The sequence below is a fragment of the Caulobacter segnis genome, from assembly GCF_023935105.1.
Taxonomy (GTDB): domain Bacteria; phylum Pseudomonadota; class Alphaproteobacteria; order Caulobacterales; family Caulobacteraceae; genus Caulobacter; species Caulobacter segnis_B.
The window spans coordinates 2235019-2259470 of record NZ_CP096040.1 but is presented as its reverse complement, the minus strand read 5'-3'; the positions used below and the strand labels follow the sequence as shown (position 1 = coordinate 2259470).

Genomic DNA, 24452 nt, shown 5'->3' with positions numbered 1-24452 from the left:
CACGAATTGCTCGATCTGAAACCATCGGCGAACGGGAAGTTTCCGCACTCGTCTAATGATGGGTGATCGCGCGGCGGAGGATTGAGCGGCCAAGCTCACATCGGGCGGCGGCAGCGCTTGCCTCTAGACCACCGCATCGGCGCGGATACGGCGGAAGAGCGCCTCGGCCATGGCGAAGAGGCCAAAAGCGATCAGCCCCAAGGCCAGCAGCGCCAATACCGCCGACCCGAATGGCTGCTGCTCGATGGTCTGCAAGGCTCCGCCCCAGCTGCGGGCGTCGGCGCTCTTGGCCTCCATCCCCGCCTTGAACAGAAAATAGCCTGCCGGCAGCGTCGCCAGACCGCGCGCGCCGTAGCCGATGCGGGCCAGCGGCACGATGCGCCGGCAAAGGCGCGGGCCACAGCCCAGCCTCTTGGCGAAGTCCTGGGCCACGCCCTGGATGACATTGCCCAAGCCCACGCCCAGCAACACGAGGCCGGCCAGCATCAGCAGGAGGTCGCCATGAGGCAGCACCAGCAGGCTGGAGGCCAGGCCACGGGCCTTCTGCTCCTCGTCGGCTTCACCCACATCCTCGACGGCGTCGAGGAGTTCGAATGCCGAAAGCGCCAGACCGCCATAGACCAGCCCGCTGACCGCCTGCCCGGCGCGCACCGCCAGCCCCTTGGCCGACGCCCCATGCCGGTCGGCGTCGAAGAGCGCCTGCAGGACTCGCCAGAGGGCGAAACCCGTCAGGCCGCAGGCGACCAGGCCGATCAGCGCCAGGCCCAGCGGCCAGTCGGTCCAGGCGGCCAGCATCGCCTTGGCGCCACGCGCTCGGGGCGCCAGATCGACCGCGGCCAGGAGAAGCAAGACGCCCATGCCAAGATAGACCAGGCCCCGCGCCGCATAGCCGAGGCGTGAAGCACGCTCCAGCCAGACGGATAGATCCGCCTGCCGCGTCCAGCGCCGCAAGCTCGTCCTGAAATCACGGGGCGCCAGCCTGACTTTTCCCATCGTCGCATCGTCGCCATGGCGGAGGTTGGCGGAACGCGGTTTCACCGACGCCGTTCCTCAACGACCTTCCGATCCGCCGCGCCGCACACGCCCCTCGACGGCGTTCCAGCTGTCAGTGGGCGCCGCGTTGGAAATAGGCGCGAACGGCTGCCGCGCTGTTACCCACTTCGACAACGGCTCGGGCCAGTTCATCCCGGGTAACACCCAGCTCCCGCGTCCAGTAGGAGACCTCGTAGGCCTCGCTAAGGCTAATCCTGGAGGCGTCCTCCGGACCACGCCTGCTCTTGTCGTCCGACATCAGCTTTCCATCTCGTTGCTATTAGACGGGCCCGAACACCGTCAGCGATCGCGCACATAGACGACGCGTGTCGTGCGTCCGCGCATGAGCAAGCCGAGAAGAACGCCGACAGCGGCGGCGACGCCAATCGCGCGCGCGGGCCGGAGTTGGACCCAGGCCTCCAGGTCGCGATAACGATGCTGGGCCTCGCCAGCGGCTTCATCGGTCAGGTCACGAACCCGCTCGCGAGCTTCGTCCAGGACGCTCCCGGCGACCTCCTTGACGCTGGCCGCCGCCGCTTTCGCGGAAGCCTTGGCCGCCTTGAAGCTTCGTTCGCCTTCGCGGGCTGGAAAGTCGTCGCCGAGCTCTCCGATGAAGGCGTCTCTGTCGTTGGTGGTATAGTCGGACATCTCGTCTTCCCTCGTCCGTGGCGACCGGTGGTCGCACCCAGGAAGACAAAACTGGAGCCATGACCGTTCGTTCCTGCGCTCATCGGATGACGCCCCTAGGGGGCGGAAACCGCCGCGGACAACCAGACGCCCGACACCTGCCTAAGTTCATATTGAAAGGGCGGGTCGACTTCTGAACAGACACCGCAACGTAATCGGCCCAGAACCGTTGAAGCATGGCCGTGCGGTCGAATCCGCGGAAGGGTATTCATCTATGTCAGACGGGGGATCCCGCATTTCCACGGGCAATGAGGGATTGGACCTCATCCTGAAGGGCGGCCTGCCAGCCAACCGCCTCTACCTCGTCGAAGGCGAGCCCGGCTCGGGCAAGACCACGCTGGGTCTTCAGTTTCTGCGCGAAGGCGTCGCCGCTGGCGAGCGCGTCCTCTACATCACCCTTTCCGAGACGGCCGAGGAGTTGCGTGGCGTCGCGACATCGCACGGATGGGATCTCGACAAGATCGATCTCTTCGAGCTGTCCTCGGCCGAGGAGGTTCTGGGCGAGGGCCGCCAGCAATCGATCCTGCATCCCTGGGAAATCGAACTCGGGGGGACGATCAAGCTCATCCAGAACGAGGTCGAACGCGCGTCGCCCACCCGCGTGGTGTTCGACAGCCTTTCGGAAATGCGTCTCCTCGCCCAGGATCCGCTCCGGTATCGGCGTCAGGTTCTGGCGCTGAAGCAGTATTTCGCCACCCGCGCCTGCACCGTCCTGCTGGTCGACGACCTGACCAGCAACGAAGGGGGGCGTGACAGCCACCTCCATAGTCTTTGCCACGGGGTCGTCACGCTCGAGCGCCTGACCCTGGAGTTCGGCGCCGCGCGCCGGCGATTGCAGGTTCAGAAGCTGCGCGGGGTCGATTTCACCGCCGGCTATCACGACATGGAGATACGGCGCGGCGGGCTGCAGGTCTTTCCTCGCCTGGTCGCGGCCGAACATCATGCGCCGTTCGTCGGCGAACCCACGCCGAGCGGCGTGGCCGAACTCGACCTCTTGCTGTCCGGCGGTCCCCTGCGCGGCACATGCACCCTGCTGACAGGGCCCGCCGGTTCAGGCAAGTCGACCATCGCCTTGCAGTATCTGGACGCCGCCTGCGCGCGCGGTGAAAGCGCGTCGCTCTTCGAGTTCGACGAGCGGGTCGGCACGCTGATGGTGCGCGCGTTGGCCATGGGCATGGACCTCCAGCATCACATCGACAGAGGACTTCTCACGATCCATCAGATCGATCCGGCCCAGATGTCGCCAGGCGAGTTCGCCGCGATCCTCCGCCGAGAGATTGAAACGCGCGGCGTGCGGATGGTGGCGATCGACAGCCTCAACGGCTACCTGGCCGCCATGCCGGAGGAAAAGCAGCTGATCCTGCAGATGCACGAGATGCTGTCCTACCTGAACCAGCAAGGCGTTGTGACGTTGCTGATCAATCCGCAGTCCGGGCTTGTGGGCGGGATGGCGACCTCGCTCAACGTCTCCTATGTCGCGGACGCCGTGGTGCTGATCCGGTTCTTCGAGGCCGACGGGCGCATCCGCAAGGCGATCTCGATCCTGAAGAACCGGGGCGGACCGCACGAAGACACCATCCGTGAACTTCGCATCGATAGTGGCGGTGTCCGCGTTGGTGAACCGCTCACGCAATTCAGAGGTGTGATGACGGGGACCCCGGAATATGTCGGAAAAGGCGGTCCTTTGATGGAAGACCGTGCTCTTGCCGAATAGGCGCGTTCCCGAAGGAAGTCGTGTCCTGATCGCCGCGCCCTATGGGCGCGACGCCAGCAGCATCGCGCGCCTGGTCGAAAGCAAGAACCTAGCCTCCAAATCGTGCCCGACCCCACAGGCGCTCGCCGAGCATCTGGACGAACATACGGGCGTCGTGCTGGTCACCGACGAGGCCTTGCGGGGCGACCTGTCCTCCCTGCGCGAAGCCCTCGAACGGCAGCCAGAATGGTCGGACACGCCGTTCATCCTGCTGGTGGCGCGCAATGCACGTCATCCAGGCGGCGCGGAGCTCGCGCGCCTGGCGCTGGGCGATCTGACGACCAATCTGATCGTTCTGGAACGGCCGCTGAGTTCGGTCTCGCTGCTCAGCGCCGTGGACACGGCCCTTCGGGCACGCGCGCGTCAGTTCGATCTGCGCGACCGCCTCGCCGAACTGCAGGCCAGCCAAACCGCCCTCGCCGCCAGCGAAGCCGAGGTGCGCCTGATCGCCGACGCCCTGCCCGTGTTGATCGGCTTCATCGACAAGGAACTGATTTATCGTTTCGCCAACAGGGCGTACGCGGACTGGTTCTACCGGGAGCCGGCCGAGGTCCTCGGTCGCCATGTCGGCGAGATCGTCGGCGCGGAGGGCCTCTCCGACCGCCTGCCAGCGATGCGGCGGGCCTTGGCGGGCGAACCGGCCCACTTCATCCTGCCCTGGCCCCATGCGGATGGCCGTCGACGCGACGCCGACATCCGTTACCTCCCCCGCCGCGACGCCAACGGAGAAGTCGACGGCTTCCACGTCTTCGTCGCCGACGTCACCGATCATGTTCAGGGCGAAGAGATGCTGCGCCTGACGGCGCAGGCGCTCGAGCAGCGGGTGCGCGAGCGCACGGCCGCTCTGGAGAGCGAAATGGAGCGGCGGGCGGGGGTCGAAGCGGCTCTGCGTCAGAGCCAGAAGATGGAGGCGGTCGGCCAGCTGACCGGCGGCATCGCTCACGATTTCAACAATATGCTGACGGGCGTCATCGGCGCGCTCGACATGATCAACCGCCGGCGCGCGGCCGGACGCGACGAAGACATCGATCGCTACATGGACACGGCGCTGGCTTCGGCCCATCGCGCCGCGGGTCTCACGCACCGCCTTCTGGCGTTCTCACGGCGCCAATCGCTCGCCCCCAGGGCGCTCGACGTCAATGCGTTGGTGCTGTCGCTGGACGACCTGATCAAGCGCACGGTGTCCGAACAGATCACCGTCGATCTGCGGCTGTCGGCGGACGCCCCAGCCGTGGCGGACGCCAACCAGCTCGAGAGCGCCATTCTCAATCTGGCGATCAACGCGCGCGACGCCATGCCCAATGGCGGCCGCCTGACCATCGAAACCAGCTCGATCGAAATCGACGCGCGCTACGTCGAAAACAGGCCCGAGGCCCGGCCTGGAAAATACGTGGTCATCGCCGTGTCGGACACTGGCGTGGGGATGGCGCCGGACATCCTTGAGAAGGTCTTCGACCCGTTCTTCACCACCAAGCCGATCGGCCAGGGAACGGGGCTCGGCCTTTCAATGGTCTACGGCTTCGCCAGGCAAAGCGGCGGCCACGTCCGCATCCATAGCCAGCCCGGCCAGGGCGCGACGGTTAAGATATTCCTGCCCCTCGCCAACGACGAGGTCGCCGCGCCGCTTCCGGCCAGGCCGCCCGCCGCCGTGGACGGCGCGGGCCAGACGGTCCTGCTGGTCGAGGACGAAAGCGCGGTGCGCTTGCTGGTCCGGGAGGTGCTCGAAGAGCTCGGCTATCGCGCCATCGAGGTCGCCGAACCGCAAGCGGCGATCGGTGTGCTGCAGTCGCGGGAGCCCATCCATCTGATGATCTCCGACGTCGGCCTGCCGGGAATGAACGGTCGACAACTGGCGGAGGCGGCGCGCGACGCCCGGCCGGACCTGGCGATCCTGTTCATCACCGGCTACGCCGAGAATGCGGCCATCCGCGCCGGCTTCCTGGGATCCAACATGCAGATGATCAGCAAGCCGTTCGCCCTCGACGTGCTGGCGGCCAAGATCGGCGAAATGATGCCGTCCGCCTAAGGCGGACGGAAAACCCGCCGCGAGGGTCTCTATCGGGCGACGGCGCGCACCACGAGATAGCCCGCCAGCGAAGCCAAGGCCGTGGCGACCGCGCCCCAGGCGATGTCGGCGATCGTGACCTTCGTCGACCAGATCCGCAGCGTCGCCTGGTTGGTCAGGTCGTAGGTCGCGTAGGCCACGGCGCCGAACACCAGTCCATTCAGCGCGGCGCGGCCAGCGTGGCCGTCCTTGATCGCCGGAACGATGGCCAGGAACACCAGACCGGCCGCGTAGGCCAGATAGAAGGTCGCGGCCGCCAACATCCGGGGTCGCTCGGCTAGCAAGTCGCCCAGCGCCGGCCGGTACAGGCGCTGGACCATCAGGCTCAGCCAGACGAAGTCGAGCGCGAGGAACGCCGCCAGTGAACTGGCATAGGCGATCAAGATTTTCATGGCGAACGCCTCCTGGGGCGGGATTTCGAGATCATGAACCGGGTTACGTCCGAAAAATCGTGGCGGATGCATCCGTCCATCTCGCGGTTTCGACCGTAACTCCCATCGATCATCCCCCTCGCGCCCGACGCCAGGAGACTTCCATGCAGGCCGCGCCGTACCCGTTCACGCCCTCGCCCAGCCAGGCCGCGCCGTCGCGGATCGCCGTGATCGGGGCCGGCGTCTCCGGCCTGTCCTGCGCCTGGCTTCTGAGCCAACGCCACGACGTCACCCTGTACGAGGCCGCCGACCAGCTGGGCGGGCACGCCCATACCGTCGAGGTTCCCTCGCCCGGCGGCCCGATCTCGGTCGACATGGGCTTCATCGTCTACAACGAGGTCAACTATCCGAACTTGACGGCGCTGTTCCGGCATCTCGGCACGCCCACCAAGCCAGCCGACATGTCGTTGGCCATCTCGCTCGACGATGGCGACCTGGAGTACGGCAGCCGGAGCCTGGCCTCGCTTTTCGCCCAGCCCAGCGCGCTGCTGAAACCGCGCTTCTGGTCGATGCTGCGCGACCTCAATCGCTTCTATCGCACCGCTCCGGGGCACCTGGCGACGCTGGATCCGGTCGTTTCGCTGAGCGAATATCTGCGCCAGCACGCCTATGGCGCGGCGCTACAGCAGGATCATCTGCTGCCGATGGCCGCGGCGATCTGGTCGGCCAGCATCGAGGGCGCTGGCGAGCACCCGGCGGCGGCCTTCATCCGTTTCTTCGAGAACCATGACCTGCTGAGGTTCGTGGGCCGGCGCACCTGGCGAACGGTCGACGGCGGCAGCCGCCGCTACGTGGACGGCCTGGCCGCGGCGTTCCGCGGGCGCGTCAGGGTTTCGGCCCGCATCGAGGCCGTGCTGAGAGGCGATGATGGCGTGCGGATCGTCGAACGCGACGGCCGGGAGACCGCGTTCGACCACGTGGTGTTCGCCACCCACGCGCCGACCACCCTTGGCCTGCTGACCGACGCGGACGCGAGGGAGCGCGCGATACTCGGAGCGTTCCGCTACACGCCCAACCAGGTCGTGCTGCATCAGGACCGCCGGCTGATGCCACGCCGCCGCCTGGCCTGGGCCAGCTGGAACCATCTGGGACGCCGGGACGATCCGGCCAGTGGATGCGTCAGCTATTGGATGAACCACCTGCAGAGCCTGCGTCAGACGCCGCCGCTATTCGTCACGCTCAACCCGCACCTCGAGCCGCGCGAGGACCTCGTCCATCAGACCCGGACCTTCGAGCATCCGCACTTCGACGCCACCGCCCTGACGGCCCAGAAGGACCTGTGGACGCTGCAGGGCGCGCGCCGCGCCTGGTTCTGCGGCGCCTATTTCGGTGCAGGCTTCCACGAGGATGGCCTGCAGGCGGGCCTCGCCGTCGCCGAGCAACTCGGCGGCGTCCGTCGTCCCTGGCAAGTGGCCGGCCAGAACGACCGGATCCCCTACGCCGGAGGGCCCGAATTCGAAGAGGCCGCCTGATCATGACCGCATCGGCCATCTACGAAGGCGTCGTCGCCCACCGGCGGCTTTCCCCGAGGCCGCACCGGCTGCGCTATCGCATTTTCATGCTGCTGCTGGACCTGGACGAGCTGCCCGATGTGCTGTCGCGGTTGCGGCTCCTGGGATCGGGGCGCTTTGGCCTGCTCTCCTTTCGTGCCGCCGACCATGGCGATCGAGGAGGAATGGCGCTGAAGCCGTACGCCCATCGCCTGTTGGCGGACGCCGGCATCGTCGCCGACGGGCCGGTGCGGCTGCTCTGCATGCCGCGTATTCTCGGCTACGGCTTCAATCCGCTCAGCCTGTACTTCTGTCACCGCGCCGACGGCTCCCTGGCGGCGATCCTCTATGAGGTGCGCAACACCTTTGGCCAGCGGCACAGCTATCTTGCGGCGACGCCCGAAGAGGAAACCTCGCCGGTGCGCCAGACGGTGCCGAAGCGCTTCTTCGTCTCTCCGTTCATGGACATGGACCTGGTCTATGATTTCGAGGTCCTGCCGCCTGGCGAGGCCGTCGCGGTCCGGATTTCGGTCCGCCGGGGAGAGGACCTGGTCCTGACCGCGACCTTCGAAGGCCAGCGCGCGCCTCTGACCGACGGCGGACTGGCGAAGGCCTGGCTGCGCCATCCGCTGCTGAGCCTCAAGGTGATCGCGGGCATCCACTGGGAAGCCGCGCGAATCCTGGCGCGCGGCATCGGCCTTCGCCGCCGTCCACCGCCGCCGGCCCAGGCCGTGACCTTGGGAGGCCCCGCCTGACCTGAAGCGATTTTGGCGCGCGCCAGCATCCGATCGCCGATGTGTTCCGTATCATGGCCATGCATGCGACTCAGCTTGATCCCAATCGCCCTGGAGGCTTTCGCGCCGTGACCGCGCCACGGGATTTCAACACCTGTGTCACGCTGATCGCCGCGAACGGCGACCGCGAGGCGTTCGCGGCCCTGTTCGATCACTACGCCCCGCGCGTGAAGGCGCTGCTGATCCGGAGCGGGTCCCCGGCCTCCGCGGCCGAGGAGCTGGCGCAGGAGACCCTGTTGACGGTCTGGCGCAAGGCGCACCTGTTCGATCCCACGCGCGCGTCGGCGGCGGCCTGGATCTTCACGATCGCGCGTAACCTGCGCATCGACGGCCTGCGCCGGGCGGATCGCGCCGTCTATGCCGAGGACTTCGCGCCGGACGCCGAGGATCCGCCCCAACCCGACGTCATCCTGAGCGGCGCCCAGGACGCCCAACGCGTCAGGGCCGCGATCAAGTCCCTGAACCCGGATCAGGCCCAGGCGATCGAAATGGCCTTCTTCCAAGAGCAGACCCATATGCAGATCTCCCAGGCCCTGGGCGTGCCGCTCGGAACGATCAAGGCTCGCATCCGGTTCGGAATGATGAAACTTCGCGCCTTCATTGAGCGCGAGTCTGGAGGCGTGGCATGAGCCTTCGACGCCAACCCAGCGAAGAGCGCCTGCTGGCGTTCGCGGCCGGCACGCTGAGCCCCCCGGAAGCCGTCGTCGTCGCCACCCATCTGGCGTTGCGTCCTGAGACGCGCGCCTGGACGGATCTGGGGCGGGCGGTCGGCGGCGACGTCCTGGAAAATCTCGATCCGGTCGCGCTCGACGCCGACGCGCGTGACGCGACGCTGGCGCGCCTGAACGCGCCCTCGGCATCCGAGACGCCGACGCCTCCCGCCGGCGCGGATCCTTCGCTGCCGGCGCCGCTGCGCCATTTCCCGCTCGGCCGCTGGCGGTGGCTGGGCCCCGGTGTCCATGTTCGGGACGTGATCGGCCCGCGGGACGGCGATTGCCGGGTCATTCTTCTGCGGATAGCGCCAGGCCAATGTACGCCGCGCCACACGCACGGCGGTCTGGAACTGACCTGCGTCATCAGCGGCGCCTATGCCACCGAGGATGGCGTCTTCTCCGCGGGTGATTTCGAAGAGGCCGATCCCAACGTGACGCACCAGCCGCGCGTCGTGTCCGCCGAGCCTTGCCTGTGCGTGGCGGCGCTGGACGGCCAGATCGTGCTGCCGGGAAAGCTCGGCCGGCTGCTGGCGCCGTTCGTCCGCCTCTAGTCGCCGTCGGCGCGCGGCGCCGTCAGGTCTTCGCCGACAACGCCCGCAGCACGTCGGCCGGGGTGATCGGGATGTGCCGCAGGCGCACGCCGACGGCGCGGAAGATCGCGTTGGCGACGGCCGGCGCCACCACGGTCGTCGCAGGCTCGCCCAGGCCCACGGGAACCTCGATGCTGTCGACGAACTGGATGTCCAGCTCCGGCGTGTCGGAGATCCGTAGCGGCGTATAGGTGTCGAGGTTCAGGTCCTTGACCTCGCCGTTCACGAACTCGGTTCCCTCGTGCAGGGCCATGCTCAGGCCCCACAGGGTCGCGCCTTCGGTCTGGGCGCGCGCCCCATCGGGGTCGACGATGGTTCCGGCGTCGGTGACCACCGTCAGCTTCTGCACCGTGACCACGCCGCTGGCGCGATCCACATGGACACGCGCCACGCACGCCACCCAGGTGGGCATGTCGCGTTCCTGACCAAAGCTGGTGGCCAGCCCCAGGCCGGTGTCCTTCGGCAGGGCCTGCCCCCAGCCGGCGGCTTCGGCCGCGCGACGCACCACCTCGGCCTGGCGCTTGGCGCCGCCCTTCGTGCTGGCGTCGCTCCCGGCATTGGCGCCCGCGCCCGTCAGCAGCTTCAGGCGCAGCGCGACCGGGTCGGTCTTCAGGTGGTGAGCCGCCTCGTCGATGAAGCTCTCGCCCGCCCAGTTGGTCCACCCTGGTCCGACCGATCGCAGCCAGCCAGGACGGAAGGTCTCGTTGGCCAGGTCGTTGTTGATGGCCCGCACCTTGTGGGCGCCGACCTCGTACCAATGATCGGCCCCCGAGATGGCGAACGGGTCATAGGCCACGCCATTCTTGCCCTTGGGCATCAGAGCCGGCGCGTTGGCCAGGGTCGGCCAGCCGGCGGCGGCGTGGTGCTCATGGGCCAGGATGGCGCCCGCGCCATCGAAGGCCATGCGCACCGTCTGGACCGAAGGCGACCGCACCGAGTCGAAGCGCACGTCGTCCTCGCGCGTCAGGATCAGCTTCACCGGCTGCCCCAACGCCTTGGCCGCCAGGGCCGCCGGTACGGCGTAGTCGCCGTTCAGCCGCCGCCCGAAACCGCCGCCCAGCATGTAGGTGCGCATGACGATATGGTTCTCAGGCCGAGCCAGCGCCTTGGCCAGGGTCGGCAGGATCAGACTCTGCCACTGGTTGCCGGTATGGATCTCCATCACCCCGTCCTTCTCGAAGGCCAGGGCGTTCAGCGGTTCGAGCTGGAAGTGGAGCACAGTGGCGGCGGTATAGGTCTGCTCCAGCACCGACTTGGCGGCCTTGAAGGCCGGAGCGGTGTCGGCGGTCTTGTTCTCCAGCAGCGCGCCGCCATCGGGCTTGGCGATCAGGCTGGCGGCGTGGTCCTGCAGGTCCTTTTCGGACACGGTCGCGCCCGGCCCCGCGGTCCACTTCACCTTGACCTTTTCCGAAGCGCGCAGCGCGGCCGGATAGCTTTGCGCGATCACCAGAACCCAGCCAGGCACGGTGTCGGAAGGGTCCTCGATCACCAGGCAGCGCAGATAGCCCTTGATCGCCTTGGCCGCGCCATCGTCGACCGACAGCACCTTGGCCCCATGGCGCGTGGGCGGCAGCTTGGGCCGAGCGAACACCATGCCCGGAACCTTGGCGTCGATGCCATAGACCGCCGTGCCGTTGGTCTTGGCGACGATGTCCAGGGCCTTGCCGGGCTTGCCGATCAGCTTGCGCTCACCCGCCGGCTTGATCGGCAGCTTGGCTAGTTCCTCGGGCGTGAACGTCCGCGCGACGCCGCCGCGCTTGACGATATCGCCATAGGAGATCGACTTGCCGCCGACATGGACAATGCCGCCGCGCGCCGTCCCGCCAGCTGGCGAGACGTTCAGCAGCTTGGCCCCGGCCTCGACCAGCGCGATGCGCCCGGCCGCGCCGGCTTGGCTGAAGATCGGGAAGGTCTGCCACACCGACCAGCTGCCGCCGGTGACCATCAGCCCCCACTTGGGATCGGTGTCGACATGGACGATGCGCACCTTGTCCCAGGCTACGTCCAGTTCGTCGGCGAGAATGCGGGCCAGCGCCGTGCCCACGTGCTGGCCCATCTCGGCGCGGATGATGTTGACGGTGACGATGCCATCGCCATCGATGGCGAACCACAGGGTGGGCTCGAACTGCGGCCCGGCCTTGGCCGCCGGCGCGCCGCCGGGAACGGCTGGATCCATCGCCGCCTCGACCAGCGCCGAGAAGCCGAAGGCCAGTCCCGCGCCCGTCGACGCGATCAGGAAGTTGCGGCGCGACAGAACGCCCAGCTCGCCCTTGGGAAGCAGCCGGCTCACGACTTCACCTCCATCGCGGCGGCGGCCTGCTTGATGGCCGCGCGGATACGGGCATAGGTCATGCAGCGGCATAGATTGCCGCTCATGGTGGCGTCGATGTCCTGGTCCGAAGGCTTGGGAAAGTCCTTCAGCATGGCGGCGGCCTGCATGATCTGACCGGACTGGCAGTAGCCGCATTGCGGGGTCTGGAGCTCCAGCCACGCTTGCTGCACCGGGTGTTGGCCGGCCGGGTCCAGCCCCTCGATCGTCGTCACCTCGGCCCCGTCGACGGCGCTGAGCGGGGTGATGCACGAGCGTGTCGCTCGCCCGCCGACATGGACCGTGCAGGCGCCGCACATGCCGATCCCGCAGCCGAACTTGGTGCCGGTCAGGCCGATGTCGTCGCGGATCACCCACAGCAGGGGCGTATCCTCGTCGGCGTCTATGGAGACAGCTTTGCCGTTGATCGTGAACTGGGTCATGGCTGGCTCACTTCTCCTGCGCGCGGATCGCCGCGACCTTCTTGTCGAGGTCCGGCCAGGCAGGCTTGTCGGTGCGCGTGGCGCGCAGATAGGCCGCCAGCTTGGCGACGTCGGCGTCGCTGAAGCGGCTGAAGCCGGGCATCACCACCCCCGGCGCGCCATCACGGGCGCTGACGCCGTACAGCACCACCCGGATCAGATTGGTCGGGTCGTCCAGATTGACGGCGCTGTTCAGCGCCAGATCGGGCCGCAGCGGGTTGGGCTGGCCGACGCCGTTATAGTGGCAAGAAGCGCAGGCGGCCGTGTAGAGGCGCGCGGACGGGTCGTTCTGCGGCCCGACGTTCAGGCGATCGGCGGCGGCGGCCCGTTGCAAGGCCGGAGCCAAGGCCCCCGACCTGCCCGCGGCGGCGTCTAGATCGGCGAAATAGACCGCCAGGGCCTGAATGTCGGCGTCGGGCAACTTGACCAGGCCATCGTGCACCACGGGCGCCATCGGACCGGCGGCGACACCGTGATAGCGGCTGACGCCAGTCCGCAGATAGGCGATCAGCTCGGCCCGGTCCCAGGGCGCGGGCGAAGGATTGGCGGCGGTCAGCGGCGGCGCGATCCAATTGTCGATCGCGGCCCCGGCGAAGGCCTTGTCGCGCTTCTCGGCCCCAAGGGCGTTGCGCGGCGTATGACAGGCGCCGCAGTGGCTAAGGCCTTCGGCCAGGTAGGCGCCGCGGTTCCATTCCGGGCTCTTGGTCTTGTCGGGCTCGAAGCGCCCCGGCTTGAAGAACAGAAGCTTCCAGCCGGCCTGCAAGGCGCGAATGTTCAGCGGGAAGGGAATGCCGTTGCGCTTGGCCGGCGCGACGACGGCCGGCCGCGTCATCATGTAGGCGTAGAGGGCCGAGACGTCGGCGTCCGACAGCTTGGTGAAGTGATCATAGGGCAAGGCCGGGAAGAGGTGCGAACCGTCGCGGCCGACGCCCTCGCGCAGCGCCCGACTGAACGCCGCTTCCGACCAGGCGCCGATCCCCGTCTTGGGGTCGGGCGTGATGTTGGTCGAGTAGATCACACCGAAACTGGTCTTCATCGGGTAGCCGCCGGCGAATGGCTGCCCGCCCTTGGTGGTGTGACAGGTCGAGCAATACCCCGCCCCCGCGAGCACCTCGCCTCGCGCGACCATGTCCAGGGAGAAGCTGGTCGGCGCAGGCGGCGCGATCTTGCCGATCGACGGGCGCCAAGCGAAGACGCCGAAGCCAACCAGCCCCACGACCGCCAGAGCCAGGAACCCGACGAGGATACGTTTCAGCACGAGAGGGCCTCCTGGCGGTCTCGGGCGGACGCTCGACGCTGCTTCCGCAACAAGGCCAGATGCGGGGAGCTTGAAAGCAAACTCCGCCCCAGGCAAGGCTTAGGCGCCTCCTGCGAGACGATCGCAGGAGACGGTTTCTAGCCTAAGCCTCCGGCCCGTTCGCGCGAGGGCGTCACGCTTGGCCCGCCGTCGCGCGCCAGAGCACATAGACGGCCGTCGCGACGATCATGGCGGCGAAGAGCCGACGCGCCAGCAAGGCGCGCGACGCCAGACGCGGCGCCAGGCGCGCGCCCGCCAATACGCCCACGCCACCGCCCAGGATCAGGGCCAGGAACAGCGGCCCGTCCACGAGTCCCGACGCCGCGTAGCTGACGCTGGTCGCCGCGCCGAACAGCGTGACCGACACCAGCGACGAGGCCGTCGCGTTCGCGAGCGTCATGCCCGTGGCCGCCATCAGGCCCGGCGCGATCAGGAACCCGCCGCCGATCCCGAAGAAGCCCGCCGCCAGGCCCGTGGCGGTCCCAACGGGAACCAGCCGCAGGGCTTTGTCCGGATCGATATGGACATCCGGGTCGCCCGGCGAGCCTGGTGCGCGAAACATCGACAGGCCGACCGCCGCCATGGCCAGGGCGAACGCGGCCAGCAGGTGATTTCCGGGCACGGCCTTGGCCAGGTGCGCGCCGGCCAGCGAACCCAGCAGGCCCGGCGCGCCGAAGGTCAGGGCGCAGGGCCACTTGACGCGGCCGGCCCGAGCCTGGGCGGCTAGGCCGACGGCGGCGTTCACCGCCACGGCGGCGGCCGAGGTCCCGATCGCCACGTGCGGGTCCCGAACCCCGACGAGATAGAGCAGCAAGGGCGTGGCAAGCACCGAGCCGCCGCCACCGAACAGCGTCAGCAGCAGCGCCACGATCGCCCCGCTCAGGACGGCCGCGAGAAGGCTGGCGTCCATGGCTTCACGCCGCCGCCGGACGGTTCCAGGGCGCCAGGGCCAGCAGCCGCGCCATGCCGCAGAAGCCGGTGGCCCCCGCGAAGGTCAAGCCCGCGCCGACGAACCCGGCCAAGCCCAGAAACCAGGGCGAGACCGTCAGCCCCAGGATCACGCCCGCCAGTACCAGCAACCCGGCGGCGATCTGGACTTGGCGCATCATTTCCAGCGGCGCCTTGTCATCGATCTCGACCGGCAGGCCAACGCCGTCCCAGGCGTCGAGGCCGCCTTTCACCACGTAAGCCGGACGCCCGCAGGCGGCCACGAGCCGTTCGCCATTGGCGCCGGTGCGCATGCCCGACCGGCAGGTGAAGATCACCTCGCGCGCATCGGGCAGCCCCAGGCCCCTGGCGTCCAGGGTGGACAGCGGGCGCGACAACGCCCCCTTCGCACGACGCCTGGCGAACTCGTCGGGCTCGCGGATATCGATCAGAACGGCGCGGCCTTCGGCCAGGCGCCGGGCGGCCTCTTCAGGCGTCAGAGGATGCAGAATCTCGGTCATGGGCGGCGTTCTCCGCTGGAGGGCAAAAGATCTCCGCGAGCGTGCCGACCACCTTGAGGGCGGCGGGATCGGCGATCCGGTACCAGACGCTCGTGGCTTCGCGGCGCGAGGCCACGACGCCCTCGTCCCGCAGCACCGCCAGGTGCTGCGAGAGCGCCGACTGCGAAAGGCCGACCAGGGGCTGGATCTGCCCCACCGTCCGTTCGCCATCGGCGAGCTGGCACAGGATCATCAGCCGCCGCTCGTTGGCCAAGGCGCGCAGGAGCTTGGCGGCCTGCGCGGCGCTGGCCTCGAACTGGCTGACATCGAAACGCGAGAGATCGAACATGAACGCCATATATTAGCTTGATCTAATTTAGCAAGATCTAATATAAAGGATCTCGCCCATCGGAGGCTCCGGCCATGCGACCCGACGTTCAAGCGTTTTTCGATCCCGCCACCTTCACCGCCAGCTACATCGTCGCCGATCCGGCCACCCACTGGGCCGCGATCATCGATCCCGTGCTGGATTTCGAGCCCAAGGCCGGCAAGCTCTCGACCCGTTCAGCCGACACCCTGCTGGAGGCTATTCGGGCGCGAGGTCTGAAGCTGGCCTATGTGCTGGAGACCCACGCCCACGCCGACCACCTGTCGGCCGCCGACTACATCCGCCACGAGACCGGCGCCAAGGTGGTGATCGGCGCCCGGATCATCGAGGTGCAGAAGACCTTCATCCCCGTGTTCGAGGCCGACGTCTCCGACGACGGCTCTGTCTTCGACGTGCTGATCAACGAAGGCGACGTCCTGACCCTCGGCGCCTTGACGATCGGCGCGATGCATACGCCTGGGCACACCCCCGCCTGCATGACCTACACGATCGGCGACGCGGCCTTCGTGGGCGACACGCTCTTCATGCCCGACTATGGAACCGCCCGCGCCGATTTTCCGGGCGGCGACGCGCGGACCCTGTATCGGTCGATCCGCAAGGTGCTATCCCTGCCGCCGGAGACCCGCATCTTCGTCGGGCACGACTATCTTCCCGAAGGCCGTTCGGATCATCGGTGGGAGACGACCGTCGCCGACGAGCGCGCCCGTAACATCCATGTGCGGGATGGTCTGGACGAGGACGCCTTCGTCGCCATGCGGACGGCGCGAGACGCCACCCTGTCGGCCCCGACCCTGATCCTGCCGTCCCTGCAGGTGAACATCCGCGCCGGCGCCCTGCCCGACCCCACCCCAGCCGGACAGGTGTTCCTGCGCTTGCCCGTGACACGAGCGGACGCCGAGCCCAGGCCTGGTCGCGGCAAAGGCGGGTGAAACCTTGGCGCCCGGCGGCTTTTGGCCTACTGCCGTTATCGGCGGTGGAGCTTCCATCGCCGTGATCGCGCCGGTGCTCCGAAAGGAGCTTAATCGGGAATGCGGTGCGGAGGCCTGGCCTCCAAATCCGCGGCTGTCCCTGCAACTGTAAGCGGATAGCGCGACGCACTCGGCCCCACAGGGCCAGCCACTGGGCCTCTTCGAGGCCTGGGAAGGCGTGCGAAGCGCGACGACCCGCGAGCCAGGAGACCTGCCGGCGTCGGGTCGCTCTTGCCCTGGCCCAGGGGATGGCCGCGGCACGGTGTTCCGTCTGAGCGACGAACGAGCGGCGAAGGGCCGCTCCGACGTCCGGCGCGCGCCGTCCAGCGCCCACGCCGCCGGTGTCGGCCATCGCGCGTCCGCGCGGTGGAGGCCCCTCGTCATGTCGCCCAGGCGCTGACGGGGATGAAGATGCCCAAGTTGATTTCACCCGGCGCCCTGCGCGGTCGCCTGATCGGTGTCTACGGCCTGCTGGTCGCCGCCAATGTCGGCGCGTGGCTGTGGGCGCTGGCGCTGCTGCACGACAAGCCGATGCTGCTGGGAACGGCGTTGCTGGCTTACAGCTTCGGCCTGCGTCACGCCGTGGACGCCGACCACATCGCCGCGATCGACAACGTCACCCGCAAGCTGATGCAGGACGGCCAGCGTCCCGTGGGGGTCGGCTTCTTCTTCGCCCTGGGCCATTCGGCCGTGGTGGTGATCGCCGCGATCCTGATCGCCCTGGCCGCCGGCGCGCTGTCCGAGATCGAGACCTTCAAGGGCGTCGGCGGCGTGGTCGCGACGTCGATCTCGGCGTTCTTCCTGTTCGGCATCGCCGCGATCAACCTCGTGATCCTGCGCGGAGTCTGGAAGGCCTTCACCCAGGCGCGCCGCACCGGCGCCTATGTCGAGGAGGATCTCGACCTGCTGCTCGCCGACCGGGGCCTGGTCTCGCGCCTGGTGCGGCCGCTGTTCAAGATCATCACCAAGAGCTGGCACATGGCCCCGCTGGGCTTCCTGTTCGGCCTGGGATTCGACACGGCCACCGAGGTCAGCCTGCTGGGCCTGGCCGCCGGTCAGGCGTCGGACGGCCTGTCCCTGGCCGTGGTCCTGGTGTTCCCCGCCCTGTTCGCGGCCGGCATGGCGCTGGTCGACACCACCGACGGGGTGATGATGCTGGGGGCCTACGAGTGGGCCTTCGTCAAGCCGATGCGCAAGCTCTACTACAACCTGGTGATCACCCTGATCTCCGTCGTCATCGCCGTGGTGATCGGCACGGTCCAGACCCTGGCCCTGCTGTCCGAGAAGCTGGCCCTGACCGGGGGTCTCTGGGACGTGGCCGGCGCCATCTCCGAGCACATGGGCCTGCTCGGCTATATCGTCATCGGCATATTCGCCGTCGCCTGGCTGGGCTCGTTCGCCATCTATCGTTGGCGCGGCTTCGACGCGATGGAGGTGCGGGCGACGCCGCGCCCGTGACGCGGTCAGTCGCGCAAGGAGCGCTGGCGGGCCCAGGCCTCGGCCCGCCGCCGCGCCTTGGCCAGGACCTTGGCGGTCTCGATCAGCACCGGCCCGCCGCAATAGATCAGCTTCTGGGGGAAGCCGGCTCGGAAGGTGCGCGGTCGCAGGCTTTCCAGCGCGGGATGGTCGATGACGCGATCGGCCCAGGTGGGCGCTCCCTCGGCCCGCGCGCCGGCCAGCAGCACCTGCGGCGGGTCGGCCAGGACCCGCTCCAGCGACACCGATCCCCACTTGCGCAGGCCATAGCGCGCCGCGCCGTTCTCGAAGCCGCAGCGCTCCAGCATCTCGCCCAGCAGGGTCGCGGGTCCGGCCGCCAGTCCACCGGACTGATAGACCAGCGCCCGCAGCCGCGGCTCACCGGGTTTCGGCGCGACGGCGGCCAGGGCCGTTTCCATGCGCAAGATCAGGGCCTCGCCGCGATCGGGGCGGCCGACCAGGGCGGCGATCTTGCGCACCTGCTGCAGGCTGGCCTCGACGGTGTTGGGCATGTCGAACTCCTCGACCCGCAGGCCGCGCGCCTTCAGGGCGGTGCGGGCGTAGAGGCCCGAGCGTTTGCTGGCCAGGATCAGGTCAGGATCCAGCGCCACCACCTCCTCTGCGCCCTCGTGGGTGACGGCGAAGCGTCGCGCTTGCTCCGTGACCGTCGACGTCAGGGGATCCCGGGCGAAATGGCTCAGCGCCGCGATCTGGCCGGGATCGGCCAGGGCCAGCAGGATCGGGTCCAGGCAAGAGCCGATGGACACAACACGGTGTGGCGCCGGCTCGGCCGCGCCGCCGGACAGGAACAACAGGCCCGCCGCCAGGGTCCGGCGGGTCAAGGCGTCGGTCAAAACTCGATCCCCGCCTGGGCCTTCACCCCGCTCCGGAACGGATGCTTGACCAGGGTCATGTCGGTGACCAGGTCGGCCGCGTCGATCAGCGCCTGGGGCGCATTGCGCCCGGTGACGATCACGTGCTTGCCCTCGGGCCTGCCCACGATCGCCGCGACCACCTCGTCGACGGGCAGGTATTCGTAGCGCAGCACGATGTTCAGTTCGTCGGCCACCACCATGTCGATCTCAGGATCGGCGATGCGGGCCTTGACCGCATCCCAGGCTTCGCGGGCCACGGCGATGTCACGGGCGCGGTCCTGGGTGTCCCAGGTGAAGCCCTCGCCCATCGGCTTGAACTCGACCTGGTCGGGAAAGGCGTCGAACACCACCTTCTCGCCAGTCTTCAGCGCGCCCTTCACGAACTGGATGACGGCGACCTTCTGGCCGTGGCCGATGGCGCGGCAGACCATGCCCAGGGCGGCCGTGGTCTTGCCCTTGCCCGTGCCGGTGTTGACGATCAGCAGGCCCTTCTCGATCTGACGCTCGGCCATCATCTTGGCCCGCGCCGTCTGGATCTTGGCCATCTTGGCGTTGTGCTTGGCGTTGAGGTCGGCGTCGGCCGTGGCGTCGGTCATCGGGCGGTCTCCTGGATCTGGGCGAGTTGGTGAAGGCGTTCGGCGGCGCTGTTGGACTTCGGCCGCCACAGACCGCGCGCGATCGCCTCCAGCAGGCGTTCGGCGGCTTCGCGCAGGGCGTCGGGATTGGCGTCGCGCATGAAGGCGGCGACGTCGTTGTCGGCCAGCAAGGCGGCGTAGGCGAGGTCGAAATGGTGGTCGCGCACCGCCCCGGTCGTGGCGGCGAAGGCGAACAGGTAGTCCAGGCTGGCGGCGATCTCGAACGCGCCCTTGTAGCCGTGACGCATGACCCCGGCGATCCACTTGGGGTTCACCAGCCGCGCATGAACGACGCGGCCGATCTCGTCCTCCAGCGTACGGATCACTGGACGCTCGGGTCGCGAATGGTCGTTGTGATAGACACGCGGCGCGACGCCCTTCAGCTGGGTCACCGTCGCCGTCAGCCCGCCCTCGAACTGGTAGTAGTCGTCGCTGTCCAGCAGGTCGTGCTCGCGGTTGTCCTGGTTGTGGATCACCGCGTCGACGGCCGAGAGGCGACGCTCCAGCAGCGGCCGGGCCGCCTCGCCCTCCCCGCCCGCGCCATAGGTCCAGCCGCCCCAGACCAGGAAGGCCTCGGCCAGGTCGGCGCGATCGGTCCAGAGCTTCTCGTCGATCAGCGCCTGGAGGCCCGCGCCATAAGCCCCAGGCTTGGAGCCGAACACCCGCGCCCCGGCCGCCGCGTCGCCGCCCTCCGCCTGGAAGCGGGCGGCGGCGGGATTGTCCTCGGCTGACTCATCCAGGGCCATGACGGCGCGGGCGGCGCTGTCCAGCAGGTCGATCTGCGGCCCGAAGGCGTCGCGGAAGAAGCCGGAGATCCGCAGCGTGACGTCGACCCTGGGCCGCCCCAGCGTGGCCAGCGGCAGGATCTCAAAACCCGTCACCCGGCCGGTGGACGCCTCCCAGGTCGGCCGGCAGCCCATCAGCGCCAGGGCCTGAGCGACGTCGTCGCCGCCCGTGCGCATGTTGGCCGTGCCCCAGGCCGACAGCGCCACCGCCTTGGGATAGTCGCCGACCCGCTGTAGGTGGTCCTCGACCAGCAGCTGGGCCGAGGCCCAGCCCAGGCGCCAGGCCGTGGGCGTTGGCACGGCGCGCGTGTCGACCGAATAGAAGTTGCGCCCGGTCGGCAGGACATCCGGTCGTCCCCGCGTCGGGGCGCCCGACGGTCCCGGCGCGACGAAGCAGCCGTCCAGCCCCGCCAGCAGCGCCGCCATCTCGGCCTGCCCGCACGCCTCGACACGCGGCAGCAGCCGCTCGCGCACCTCGTCAAGAACGGCCGCTGTCCGTGTCCAGGCCGGATCGATCTCGCCGCCCGCCACCATCGTGGATGCAAGCCGTTCCAGGCGCTCGACCGTGTCGCCGATCGTGCGCCAAGGATCGGGCGAGAGCGCGACCAACGCCGCCGGCCGCGCGCTCGTCCAGACTTCGCCCATTCGGGCGTCCAGCGGGTCGAAGCCCAACGCCAGATCGTCGGCCAGGGCGCGCAACAGCGAAGCCTCGCGTCCTTTGCCCAGGCTGCGCGGCGTTCGAGCCAGGGCCACGATCAGGTCGTCGCGCAGCCGGCCCTCGGGCGAAGCTCCGAAGACGTGCAGGCCATCGCGGATCTGCATCTCCTTGAGGTCGCACAGATAGTTGTCCAGCGCCGACAGGGCCTGATCCTCGTCGGCCAGGTCCATGCCGCAGTCGATGTCCAGTCCCTGGCTGGCGGCCAGGGCCAGGATCTCGTCGCGTAGCGGCTTCAGCCGGCGCGGGTCCAGGCCGGCGGCCTCGTAATATTCGTCGACCAGACCCTCCAGCGCCTTCAAAGGTCCGTAGCTCTCGGCGCGGGTCAGAGGCGGGGTCAGATGGTCGATGATCACCGCGCCGATCCGCCGCTTGGCCTGGGTACCCTCGCCCGGATCGTTGACGATGAACGGATAGAGCTGCGGCACGGGACCGGCGATGGCCTGCGGGAAGCAAGCGTCCGACAGGGCCAGGGCCTTGCCCGGCAGCCACTCCAGATTGCCGTGCTTGCCGACATGGACGACCGCGTGGACGCCGAACGCGGTCCTCAGCCAGGCATAGAAGGCCAGGTAGTTATGCGGCGGGACCAGGTCGGGGTCGTGATAGGTCGCCTTCGGATCGATGTTGTAGCCGCGCGCCGGCTGCACGCCGACGACGATGTTGCCGAACACGTGGACCGGCAGACGGAAGCCGTCGGCCAGGGCGTCGAACCACGGATCGCCCCAGGGCTGGCCCCATCGCTCGGTCACCGCCGCGCGCGTCGCCGCCGGCAGGGTCGCGAAGAAGGCCGTATAGGCGTCGAGGCTCAGCACCGGCCCGGCGGCGCGCGCGGCCATGCCCGCGTTGGTCACGCCCGCCCGCAGGCGAACCATCAACGCGTCGGCGCTTTCCGGAGCGCCCTCGACGGCGTAGCCGCGCCCCTTCAGCGCCGCCAGAATGGCCGCGACGCTGGCCGGCGTATCCAGGCCCACCCCATTGCCCAGGCGGGAGTCGCGATTGGGATAGTTGGCCAGCACCAGGGCGACGCGGCGCTGCTCCGTCGGCGCGCGCCGCAGGTCCGCCCACGCCCGCGCGAGGTCGGCCGCGAAGGCGATGCGATCCTCGGCCGGCGCGTGGCTGACGACATCGCACTGCGTGCGCGGATCGTGGCGCAGGGCCGCCTTGAAGGCCGTGGCGCCGGCCAGCACCCGCCCATCCAGCTCGGGCAAGGCGACGTTCATCGCCAGGTCTCGCGCGCCCAGCCCCCGCGCGCTGGCTTCCCAGGCGGCGCGGTCCAGCCCTGCGAACACCAGCTGCAGCACCGGCGCGTCGCCGATTTCCAGCGGGCTGGCTCGGCGGTCGTCGCCCGGACTGGACACCGCGAAGGCCGTGGCGTTTAGCACGACATCCGGCGCGATCCGGGCGAAGGTCTCGGCGACCAGATCGGCAGCGAACGGGGTCTTGAGGCTCTGAACGAAGATCGGCGCGACGTCGAACCCCCGAGCGACCAGAGCCGTGACGTGGGCGTCGATCGCCTGGGTCGTCCCGGCCGCCATCAGGGCCCGGTAGAAGACCAGCGCCGCCTTGGGCCGATCGGGCGACCACGCGGCGCGCAGGCCGGCCAGGTCCGTGACCCGCTGGCCCGGCCAGTAGAAACCGGCGTCCAACAGCGGCGCGGGTTCGCTCCAAGCCCCTCGCGCCTGGCCGATCAGGTCGGCCGCGTAGAGGAGCAGGTTGCGGGCGTTGCCGATCCCGCCCTGGCGCAGATAGGCGAAGATCCGGTCGCAGACCTCGTGCGGAGCGATGGACACGTCCCGCCCCTCGCGGTCGACCTCCTCGTCCAGCAGCGCCACGAACAGCGCCCCACGCCGCCGGCACGACGCGGCGATCTCGTCCAGGCCGTAGGGCCAGTAGGCCCGTCCGCCGACCAGCCGCGCGACGACGATCCGGGCCTTGTCGATCACCTGCTCGACATGCAGGTCCACCGACAGCGGATGCTTGAGCCGCAGCAGATTGGCCAGACGGACGGTCGGGAAATCGTCGGGCAGTCCGGCCAGCGCCTGGGACAGGCACGCCAGGTCGCTGTCGGCGGCCGACAGGACGACGATATCGCCGGGGCTCTGCCCCAGGTCGACCGCCTCCTCGCCGTCGAGAACCTGGCCCGGCTGGACAGCGAGCAGATGCATCAGGCGATCATGGCCGCGATCAGCGGAGCGATGGCCTCCGCGTTCAGCCCCTTCTCGCCGATCACCACCAGCGACGAGGCGCGAGCCTCGCCCTCGCGCCAAGGCCGGTCGAAATAGGTCTGGATGCGCGGTCCGACAGCCTGGACGATCAGGCGGGCCGGCTTGCCCTGGACCGCCACCACGCCCTTGAGGCGCAGGATGTCGTGGGCTTCCAGCGCCCCCTTCAGGCGCGCGGTCAGGACATCGACGTCACCCACGACGCCGCCGCGCACCACGAAGCTGTCGAAGTCGTCGTGATCATGATCGTCCTCGCCTTCATGGTGCGACTTGCGGCTGTCGAGATCGTCCTCGGCCGCGACACCCAGGCCCAGCAGCACGGCCGGGTCCAGCGCTCCCTGGCGGGCGTGGACCACCTTGACGCCCGGGCGCAGGTGCTCGGCCAGCGAAGCCTCGACCCGGGCCAGGGTCTGAGCGTCGATCAGGTCGGTCTTGTTGAGGATGACAAGATCGGCGCAGCCCAGCTGTTCTTCGAACAGCTCCTCCAGCGGGGTGTCGTGATCAAGGGTCGGATCGGCCTCGCGCGCCTTGGCCAAGGCGGCCTCGTCATGGGCGAAGCGACCGGCCGCCACGGCGTCGGCGTCGATCATGGCGATCACGCCATCGACGGTCGCGCGGGTGCGCACCTCCGGCCAGGTGAAGGCCTTGACCAGCGGCTTGGGCAGGGCCAGGCCCGAGGTCTCGATCAGGATATGCTCGGGCGGATTGGGCCGGTCGATCAGCTTTCGCAGCGTCGGCAGGAAGTCGTCGGCGACGGTGCAGCAGATGCAGCCGTTGGCCAGTTCCAGAATGTCGTCGTCCGCGCAGCCCTCGACGCCGCAGCCGCGCAGGATCTCGCCGTCGATGCCGACGTCGCCGAACTCGTTGACCACGACGGCCAGACGCCGGCCGCCGGCGTTCTCCAGCAGATGCCGGATCAGGGTGGTCTTGCCCGCTCCCAGGAAGCCGGTCACCACCGTGGTGGGAATTCTCGCCATCGTCCTCGCCTCCGCCTGGGGCGGACGGGGGACGTGACGGCGCGCGGACCCGTTGCGTCTGGCCGCGCGGGTCGTGCTCTACCGCACCGGTGCACCCCGCCCGGCCTGCTTCATGGTCACGAAGGCCGGTCTCCTGGCTTACGCCCTCCCCTCGCGGCGCCTTCCCAGGACGCGAGGTCCCAGTGGCGTTGAGCCGTGAGGATCGACGGACGATCACAGTTGCGGGGGCAGCCGCGGTTTCACACCGCATTCCCGGAGGCCTCGCGGCCCCCATGCCTTCGAACCTAGGGCGTAGGCCGCGCCGCCCGCGGGGTCAAGGCCTCGCCAGGGCGGCTCAGCGCC

Annotated in this window: 22 protein-coding genes and 2 riboswitches; of the genes, 8 read left to right on the top strand and 14 right to left on the bottom strand. The window is 69.0% G+C overall.

The genetic code is table 11. The annotated features are described in order from the left end of the window. Positions 1–123: 123 nt before the first annotated feature. The 3 genes from MZV50_RS10965 to MZV50_RS10955 all read right to left on the bottom strand — a co-directional run bounded on the left by MZV50_RS10965 (position 124) and on the right by MZV50_RS10955 (position 1680). Positions 124–951, bottom strand: coding sequence for a DUF1206 domain-containing protein (locus MZV50_RS10965; RefSeq protein WP_252634605.1), 828 nt, complete (start codon positions 949–951; stop codon positions 124–126). Positions 952–1105: 154 nt separating this feature from the next. Further along, entirely contained in the window at positions 1106–1291 is a 186-nt protein-coding gene (locus MZV50_RS26580; RefSeq protein ID WP_252634604.1) for a DUF3606 domain-containing protein, read from the bottom strand. Between the two features lie 41 nt (positions 1292–1332). Further along, positions 1333–1680 (bottom strand): DUF883 family protein, encoded by a 348-nt coding sequence (locus tag MZV50_RS10955; protein WP_252634603.1) that lies wholly within the window; start codon positions 1678–1680, stop codon positions 1333–1335. Between the two features lie 253 nt (positions 1681–1933). Between MZV50_RS10955 and MZV50_RS10950 the strand changes: the two genes are divergently transcribed. Beyond that, entirely contained in the window at positions 1934–3433 is a 1500-nt protein-coding gene (locus MZV50_RS10950; RefSeq protein ID WP_289781916.1) for an ATPase domain-containing protein, read from the top strand. Further along, positions 3417–5498, top strand: a complete 2082-nt coding sequence (locus MZV50_RS10945) for a hybrid sensor histidine kinase/response regulator (protein ID WP_252634601.1) — start codon at positions 3417–3419, stop codon at positions 5496–5498. Before MZV50_RS10950 ends, MZV50_RS10945 begins: the two co-directional genes overlap by 17 nt. Before the next feature lie 29 nt (positions 5499–5527). On the opposite strand, the gene MZV50_RS10940 is transcribed toward MZV50_RS10945, so the two are convergent. Continuing rightward, positions 5528–5929: a DUF2177 family protein gene (locus tag MZV50_RS10940; protein ID WP_252634600.1), complete on the bottom strand. Its 402-nt coding sequence runs from the start codon at positions 5927–5929 to the stop codon at positions 5528–5530. 143 nt (positions 5930–6072) lie between these two features. On the opposite strand from MZV50_RS10940, the gene MZV50_RS10935 reads away from it, so the two are divergent. From MZV50_RS10935 to chrR, 4 genes are all read left to right on the top strand, one after another. Further along, complete coding sequence (locus tag MZV50_RS10935; RefSeq protein ID WP_252634599.1) at positions 6073–7440, top strand: NAD(P)/FAD-dependent oxidoreductase; 1368 nt, start codon at positions 6073–6075, stop codon at positions 7438–7440. Positions 7441–7442: 2 nt separating this feature from the next. Beyond that, positions 7443–8213, top strand: coding sequence for a DUF1365 domain-containing protein (locus tag MZV50_RS10930; RefSeq protein WP_252634598.1), 771 nt, complete (start codon positions 7443–7445; stop codon positions 8211–8213). A 107-nt stretch (positions 8214–8320) separates the two neighbouring features. Further along, complete coding sequence (locus MZV50_RS10925) at positions 8321–8881, top strand: sigma-70 family RNA polymerase sigma factor (protein ID WP_354668932.1); 561 nt, start codon at positions 8321–8323, stop codon at positions 8879–8881. Continuing rightward, positions 8878–9516, top strand: a complete 639-nt coding sequence (gene chrR / locus MZV50_RS10920) for a cadmium/peroxide/UV radiation responsive anti-sigma factor ChrR (RefSeq protein WP_252634597.1) — start codon at positions 8878–8880, stop codon at positions 9514–9516. Before MZV50_RS10925 ends, chrR begins: the two co-directional genes overlap by 4 nt. Positions 9517–9538: 22 nt before the next feature. Here the strand turns inward: chrR and MZV50_RS10915 are convergent, their stop codons facing one another. From MZV50_RS10915 to MZV50_RS10890, 6 genes are all read right to left on the bottom strand, one after another. Beyond that, a complete protein-coding gene (locus MZV50_RS10915; protein ID WP_252634596.1) occupies positions 9539–11845 on the bottom strand; it encodes a xanthine dehydrogenase family protein molybdopterin-binding subunit in 2307 nt (768 codons plus the stop codon). Further along, positions 11842–12306, bottom strand: a complete 465-nt coding sequence (locus MZV50_RS10910) for a (2Fe-2S)-binding protein (protein ID WP_252634595.1) — start codon at positions 12304–12306, stop codon at positions 11842–11844. The genes MZV50_RS10915 and MZV50_RS10910 overlap by 4 nt, the downstream gene beginning before the upstream one ends. A 7-nt stretch (positions 12307–12313) precedes the next feature. After that, complete coding sequence (locus MZV50_RS10905) at positions 12314–13603, bottom strand: cytochrome c (protein ID WP_252634594.1); 1290 nt, start codon at positions 13601–13603, stop codon at positions 12314–12316. A gap of 172 nt (positions 13604–13775) precedes the next feature. Next, a complete protein-coding gene (locus tag MZV50_RS10900; RefSeq protein ID WP_252634593.1) occupies positions 13776–14552 on the bottom strand; it encodes a sulfite exporter TauE/SafE family protein in 777 nt (258 codons plus the stop codon). A 4-nt stretch (positions 14553–14556) separates the two neighbouring features. Beyond that, the gene (locus MZV50_RS10895; RefSeq protein WP_252634592.1) at positions 14557–15090 is read right to left on the bottom strand and encodes a rhodanese family protein; all 534 of its coding nucleotides are present in this window, start codon (positions 15088–15090) and stop codon (positions 14557–14559) included. Beyond that, positions 15059–15418, bottom strand: a complete 360-nt coding sequence (locus MZV50_RS10890; protein WP_252635224.1) for an ArsR/SmtB family transcription factor — start codon at positions 15416–15418, stop codon at positions 15059–15061. The genes MZV50_RS10895 and MZV50_RS10890 overlap by 32 nt, the downstream gene beginning before the upstream one ends. 74 nt (positions 15419–15492) lie before the next feature. Here MZV50_RS10890 and MZV50_RS10885 point away from each other — a divergent pair, with 74 nt between their 5' ends. Together MZV50_RS10885 and MZV50_RS10880 are read left to right on the top strand one after the other, a co-directional pair. Next, positions 15493–16386, top strand: coding sequence for an MBL fold metallo-hydrolase (locus MZV50_RS10885; RefSeq protein WP_252634591.1), 894 nt, complete (start codon positions 15493–15495; stop codon positions 16384–16386). 54 nt (positions 16387–16440) lie between these two features. Further along, positions 16441–16658, top strand: a riboswitch (cobalamin riboswitch). Between the two features lie 178 nt (positions 16659–16836). After that, positions 16837–17883, top strand: coding sequence for a HoxN/HupN/NixA family nickel/cobalt transporter (locus MZV50_RS10880; RefSeq protein WP_252634590.1), 1047 nt, complete (start codon positions 16837–16839; stop codon positions 17881–17883). 5 nt (positions 17884–17888) lie between these two features. Here the strand turns inward: MZV50_RS10880 and MZV50_RS10875 are convergent, their stop codons facing one another. From MZV50_RS10875 to cobW, 4 genes are read right to left on the bottom strand one after another with little or no spacing between them, the layout of a single operon-like run. After that, entirely contained in the window at positions 17889–18755 is an 867-nt protein-coding gene (locus MZV50_RS10875) for an ABC transporter substrate-binding protein (protein WP_252634589.1), read from the bottom strand. After that, positions 18752–19372 carry a cob(I)yrinic acid a,c-diamide adenosyltransferase gene (gene cobO, locus MZV50_RS10870; RefSeq protein WP_252634588.1) on the bottom strand — a complete coding sequence of 207 codons (621 nt, stop codon included), beginning with the start codon at positions 19370–19372 and terminating at the stop codon, positions 18752–18754. The genes MZV50_RS10875 and cobO overlap by 4 nt, the downstream gene beginning before the upstream one ends. Continuing rightward, on the bottom strand, positions 19369–23076 hold the full coding sequence (gene cobN / locus MZV50_RS10865; protein ID WP_252634587.1) for a cobaltochelatase subunit CobN: 3708 nt from the start codon (positions 23074–23076) through the stop codon (positions 19369–19371). The genes cobO and cobN overlap by 4 nt, the downstream gene beginning before the upstream one ends. Further along, positions 23076–24110, bottom strand: a complete 1035-nt coding sequence (gene cobW / locus MZV50_RS10860; RefSeq protein WP_252634586.1) for a cobalamin biosynthesis protein CobW — start codon at positions 24108–24110, stop codon at positions 23076–23078. Before cobW ends, cobN begins: the two co-directional genes overlap by 1 nt. 106 nt (positions 24111–24216) lie before the next feature. Continuing rightward, positions 24217–24405: riboswitch (cobalamin riboswitch) on the bottom strand. Positions 24406–24452 lie beyond the last annotated feature (47 nt).

Excerpts from the sequence above, each read along its gene's own strand:
- MZV50_RS10880 (WP_252634590.1), top strand. The coding sequence starts at position 16,837 with ATGCCCAAGTTGATTTCACCCGGCGCCCTGCGCGGTCGCCTGATCGGT.
- MZV50_RS10950 (WP_289781916.1), top strand. The coding sequence starts at position 1,934 with ATGTCAGACGGGGGATCCCGCATTTCCACGGGCAATGAGGGATTGGAC.
- MZV50_RS10940 (WP_252634600.1), bottom strand. The coding sequence starts at position 5,929 with ATGAAAATCTTGATCGCCTATGCCAGTTCACTGGCGGCGTTCCTCGCG.
- MZV50_RS10890 (WP_252635224.1), bottom strand. The coding sequence starts at position 15,418 with ATGTTCGATCTCTCGCGTTTCGATGTCAGCCAGTTCGAGGCCAGCGCC.
- MZV50_RS10935 (WP_252634599.1), top strand. The coding sequence starts at position 6,073 with ATGCAGGCCGCGCCGTACCCGTTCACGCCCTCGCCCAGCCAGGCCGCG.
- MZV50_RS10910 (WP_252634595.1), bottom strand. The coding sequence starts at position 12,306 with ATGACCCAGTTCACGATCAACGGCAAAGCTGTCTCCATAGACGCCGAC.
- MZV50_RS10930 (WP_252634598.1), top strand. The coding sequence starts at position 7,443 with ATGACCGCATCGGCCATCTACGAAGGCGTCGTCGCCCACCGGCGGCTT.
- MZV50_RS10895 (WP_252634592.1), bottom strand. The coding sequence starts at position 15,090 with ATGACCGAGATTCTGCATCCTCTGACGCCTGAAGAGGCCGCCCGGCGC.
- chrR (WP_252634597.1), top strand. The coding sequence starts at position 8,878 with ATGAGCCTTCGACGCCAACCCAGCGAAGAGCGCCTGCTGGCGTTCGCG.
- cobO (WP_252634588.1), bottom strand. The coding sequence starts at position 19,372 with ATGACCGACGCCACGGCCGACGCCGACCTCAACGCCAAGCACAACGCC.
- MZV50_RS10885 (WP_252634591.1), top strand. The coding sequence starts at position 15,493 with ATGCGACCCGACGTTCAAGCGTTTTTCGATCCCGCCACCTTCACCGCC.
- MZV50_RS10900 (WP_252634593.1), bottom strand. The coding sequence starts at position 14,552 with ATGGACGCCAGCCTTCTCGCGGCCGTCCTGAGCGGGGCGATCGTGGCG.
- cobN (WP_252634587.1), bottom strand. The coding sequence starts at position 23,076 with ATGCATCTGCTCGCTGTCCAGCCGGGCCAGGTTCTCGACGGCGAGGAG.
- cobW (WP_252634586.1), bottom strand. The coding sequence starts at position 24,110 with ATGGCGAGAATTCCCACCACGGTGGTGACCGGCTTCCTGGGAGCGGGC.
- MZV50_RS10955 (WP_252634603.1), bottom strand. The coding sequence starts at position 1,680 with ATGTCCGACTATACCACCAACGACAGAGACGCCTTCATCGGAGAGCTC.
- MZV50_RS26580 (WP_252634604.1), bottom strand. The coding sequence starts at position 1,291 with ATGTCGGACGACAAGAGCAGGCGTGGTCCGGAGGACGCCTCCAGGATT.